The following is a 4,585-nucleotide window of genomic DNA, read 5'->3' as shown; positions in this document are numbered from 1 at the left end:
GGGTACGGACGAACGGCACCATGATTTCGACGTTGGTCAGGCCCATCTCGTTGCGCACACGCTTCAGAGCACGGCACTCGAGCTCGAAGCAGTCGCGGAACGATTCGCTGATGTAACGCGACGCACCGCGGAAGCCCAGCATCGGGTTCTCTTCTTCCGGCTCGTACAGCTTGCCGCCGATCAGGTTGGCGTATTCGTTGGACTTGAAGTCCGACAGGCGCACGATGACTTTCTTCGGCCAGAACGCAGCCGCCAGGGTGCTGATGCCTTCGACCAGTTTCTCGACGTAGAAACCCACCGGATCGTTGTAGCCGGCGATGCGCTTGTCGACGCTTTCCTTGATGTCCAGCGGCAGACCGTCGTAGTTCAGCAGTGCCTTGGGGTGCACGCCGATCATGCGGTTGATGATGAACTCCAGGCGAGCCAGGCCCACACCGGCGTTCGGCAGCTGTGCGAAGTCGAAGGCGCGGTCCGGGTTACCGACGTTCATCATGATCTTAAACGGCAGCTCAGGCATGGCGTCAACGGAGTTCTTCTTGATGTCGAAGCCCAGTTCGCCTTCGAAGATGAAACCGGTGTCGCCTTCAGCGCAGGAAACGGTCACGCCCTGGCCGTCTTTCAACAGCTGGGTGGCGTTGCCGCAACCTACTACTGCCGGGATACCCAGCTCACGGGCGATGATCGCCGCGTGGCAAGTACGGCCACCACGGTTGGTGACGATCGCGCTGGCGCGCTTCATGACCGGTTCCCAATCCGGGTCGGTCATGTCGGAAACCAGTACGTCGCCTGGCTGGACCTTGTCCATCTCGGACACGTCCTTGATGATGCGCACCTTGCCGGCGCCGATGCGCTGGCCGATGGCGCGACCTTCCACCAGCACGGTGCCGGTTTCTTTCAGCAGGTAACGTTCCATGACGTTGGCCTGGGTGCGGCTCTTCACGGTTTCCGGACGGGCCTGCACGATGTACAGCTTGCCGTCGTCACCGTCCTTGGCCCACTCGATGTCCATCGGGCACTTGTAGTGCTTCTCGATGATCATCGCCTGCTTGGCCAGCTCGCTGACTTCGGCGTCGGTCAGGCAGAAACGTGCGCGCTCGGCCTTGTCCACGTCGACGGTCTTGACCGAACGACCGGCCTTGGCCTCGTCGCCGTAGATCATCTTGATGGCCTTGCTGCCCAGGTTGCGGCGCAGGATCGCCGGACGACCGGCGGCCAGCGTGCCTTTGTGGACGTAGAATTCATCCGGGTTCACTGCGCCCTGCACGACGGTTTCACCCAGGCCGTAGGCGCCGGTGATGAACACCACGTCACGGAAACCCGATTCGGTATCGAGGGTGAACATCACGCCGGCGGTGCCGGTTTCGGAGCGGACCATGCGCTGTACGCCGGCCGACAGGGCTACCAACTTGTGGTCGAAGCCCTGGTGCACGCGATAGGAAATCGCGCGATCGTTGAAAAGGGAGGCGAACACCTCTTTGGCAGCGCGAATGACGTTTTCGACACCGCGGATGTTCAGGAAGGTTTCCTGCTGACCGGCGAAGGATGCGTCTGGCAGGTCTTCGGCGGTAGCGGAAGAACGCACGGCTACGGCCACGTCAGGGTTGCCGGCGGACAGCGCGGCGAACGCAGTGCGGATTTCGGTATTCAGTTTTTCAGGGAACTCGGCTTCCATGATCCATTGACGGATCTGGGCACCGGTCTTGGCCAGGGCATTCACGTCGTCGACGTCCAGGGCATCGAGGGCATCGTGAATCTGCTGATTCAAGCCGCTCAGTTCCAGGAAATCACGATAAGCCTGAGCGGTTGTGGCGAAGCCACCGGGCACCGATACACCGGCACCTGCCAGGTTGCTGATCATCTCGCCCAGGGATGCGTTCTTGCCCCCCACATGCTCAACATCGTGTTTGCCGAGCTTATCGAGGGAAACTACGTACTCTACCAAGGTGATCTCTCCACTAACTGTGTTGGAAAAGCTCAAAAACCGGCTGCTAAAAGGAGCGTTTGCCGGCTATATGGCCTGGACCTGGAAAATAAGTGAGAATGCGGGCCATTGGCGGCCAGCAAATCCCGCCTATCATATCCAAGATTTCTCACTAGCTTAAGGCCCAAGGTGCAAATGAAACGATCTGCTTTCTTTATCTCCGATGGCACCGGCATTACCGCCGAAACCCTCGGCCAAAGCCTTTTGGCGCAGTTCGAAAACATTACCTTCAGCAAAGTCACGCGGCCGTACATCGACAACGTGGACAAAGCGCGGGCCATGGTACAACAAATCAACAAAGCCGCCGAAACCGACGGCTTTCGTCCGATTATCTTCGACACCATCGTCAATCAGGACATTCGTGAGATCCTCGCGACTTCCAATGGTTTCATGATCGACATTTTCTCGACCTTCCTGGCGCCTCTTGAACAGGAACTGACCGAGCACTCTTCCTATACCGTCGGCAAATCCCACTCCATCGGCTCCAATACCAATTACATGGAGCGTATCGAGGCCGTTAACTTCGCCCTCGACAACGACGACGGCGCCCGCACGCATTACTACGACAAGGCCGACCTTATCCTGGTAGGCGTATCGCGTTGCGGCAAGACACCAACCTGTCTGTACATGGCCATGCAATTCGGCATCCGTGCCGCCAACTACCCGCTGACCGAAGACGACATGGAACGCCTGCAACTGCCGTCCGCCCTGCGCGCCCACCAACACAAGCTGTTCGGCCTGACCATCGACCCGGACCGCCTCACCGCGATCCGCAACGAGCGCAAGCCCAACAGCCGTTATTCCAGCTACGCCCAGTGCGAGTTCGAAGTGCGCGAGGTGGAAAACCTGTTCCGCCGCGAGAACATTCCGAACATCAATTCCACGCATTTCTCCGTTGAAGAAATCTCCGCGAAGATTCTTGTGGAGAAAGGTGTGGAGCGGCGGCTCAAATAGTTCTGTAGCGCCAGTTCCGCCGCCATCGCGGGCAAGCCCGCTCCCACAGGGATTTTGGGTGTTTGCAAGTTTTGCACTCCGACACAAAACCCTGTGGGAGCGGGCTTGCCCGCGATGAACGATAACGCGGTCCCTTAAATAACAAACAAATCCACAAACCGATTCACCGGCGTCGCCTCAAGCCGCGCCTGGTCCTTGCACAACTCAAAAATCTCCTCGCTCCGCTGCCCGGTGAAACGTGTCAGCAAGTTCGCCCTGAACTTGTCCTCCAGCAACGCAATGCCCTCGGCACGCCTGCGACGATGCCCAATCGGGTACTCCACCACCACGTTCTCAGTGCTGGACCCATCCTTGAAAAACACCTGCACCGCATTGGCAATGGAACGTTTGTCAGCCTCCAGGTATTCACGGGTGAAACGCGGCTCTTCAACGATGACCATTTTTTCACGCAGCACATCGATGATCGGATGCGCCCTGTGGAAATCATCCTCGTAGTGTTCGGCCACCAGGTTACCGAACGCCAGCGGCACGGCGGTCATGTATTGAATGCAGTGATCGCGATCGGCGGCGTTGGCCAACGGGCCGACCTTGGAAATGATGCGGATCGCCGATTCTTGGGTGGTGATGACGATCCGGTCGATTTCGTGCAGGCGATTGCGCACCCGTGGATGCAATATCACCGCTGCTTCACAGGCCGTCTGCGCATGGAACTCCGCCGGAAAACTGATCTTGAACAGCACGTTTTCCATCACATAACTGCCGTACGGCCGCGAAAAACTGAACGCCCGCTTGTCTTCAGGCTTGAGCGCCAAATCATTGTTCGTATGGCTGAACAGTACGTCGTAGAACCCCCACTGTTTGGCACTCAATACGCCAGGAATACCCATCTCGCCGCGCATCGCGATATCCGCCAAACGCACGCCCCGACTGGACGCATCGCCCGCCGCCCACGACTTGCGTGACCCGGCATTCGGCGCGTGCCGATAGGTGCGCAATGCCTGACCATCAGCGAACGCATGGGACAACGCCGACAACATCTGCTCGCGATTGGCGCCCATCAGTTTCGCGCAGACTGAGGTCGAGGCGACCTTCACCAGAATGACGTGATCGAGGCCCACACGGTTGAACGAGTTTTCCAGGGCAATCACACCTTGAATCTCGTGGGCCATGACCATCGCCTCAAGCACGGTGCGCACCGTCAGAGGCGCATCACCATTGGCCAGGCGCTTTTGCGACAAATGGTCGGCCACCGCGAGAATGCCGCCTAGATTATCCGACGGATGCCCCCATTCGGCTGCAAGCCAGGTGTCGTTGAAGTCGAGCCAGCGCACGATGCAGCCGATATCCCATGCCGCTTTGACCGGATCGAGCCGATAAGCAGTGCCGGGAACGCGGGCACCGAAGGGTACGACCGTGCCTTCGACGACAGGCCCCAGGTGCTTGGTGCATTCGGGAAATCGCAAGGCGAGCAGGCCGCAACCCAAGGTATCGATCAGGCAATTACGGGCAGTATCGAGGGCTTCTTTGGACTCGACTTTGTAACCGAGGACGTAATCGGCAATGTCCTGCAGGACCTGGTCATAGTCCGGGCGATTGTTCAGGTCAACGTTGGCGCTCATGTTCGATTCACCTGTAGGAGCTGCCGAAGGC

At 58.7% G+C, this 4,585-nt stretch carries 3 protein-coding genes; 1 reads left to right on the top strand and 2 read right to left on the bottom strand.

Going from position 1 to position 4,585, the window contains the following annotated elements; all coding sequences use genetic code 11:
• The coding region (gene ppsA, locus ACRESJ_RS23545; protein ID WP_431760044.1) for a phosphoenolpyruvate synthase at positions 1-1,942 on the bottom strand (1,942 nt) is incomplete at its 3' end.
• Between the two features lie 174 nt (positions 1,943-2,116).
• Here ppsA and ppsR point away from each other — a divergent pair.
• The gene (gene ppsR, locus ACRESJ_RS23540) at positions 2,117-2,935 is read left to right on the top strand and encodes a posphoenolpyruvate synthetase regulatory kinase/phosphorylase PpsR (RefSeq protein ID WP_431760043.1); all 819 of its coding nucleotides are present in this window, start codon (positions 2,117-2,119) and stop codon (positions 2,933-2,935) included.
• A gap of 134 nt (positions 2,936-3,069) precedes the next feature.
• Here ppsR and prpD read toward each other — a convergent pair whose 3' ends face one another.
• On the bottom strand, positions 3,070-4,554 hold the full coding sequence (prpD, locus tag ACRESJ_RS23535; RefSeq protein WP_431760045.1) for a 2-methylcitrate dehydratase: 1,485 nt from the start codon (positions 4,552-4,554) through the stop codon (positions 3,070-3,072).
• Positions 4,555-4,585: the final 31 nt, after the last annotated feature.

The organism is Pseudomonas sp., from assembly GCF_050739655.1.
GTDB lineage: Bacteria > Pseudomonadota > Gammaproteobacteria > Pseudomonadales > Pseudomonadaceae > Aquipseudomonas.
Note: the sequence above shows the minus strand (reverse complement) of the source record. Positions and strands in the feature narration are given on the sequence as shown.

What these genes read in the sequence shown, in the direction of transcription:
- ppsR (WP_431760043.1), top strand. Translation starts at nt 2,117, where the DNA reads ATGAAACGATCTGCTTTCTTTATCTCCGATGGCACCGGCATTACCGCC.
- prpD (WP_431760045.1), bottom strand. Translation starts at nt 4,554, where the DNA reads ATGAGCGCCAACGTTGACCTGAACAATCGCCCGGACTATGACCAGGTC.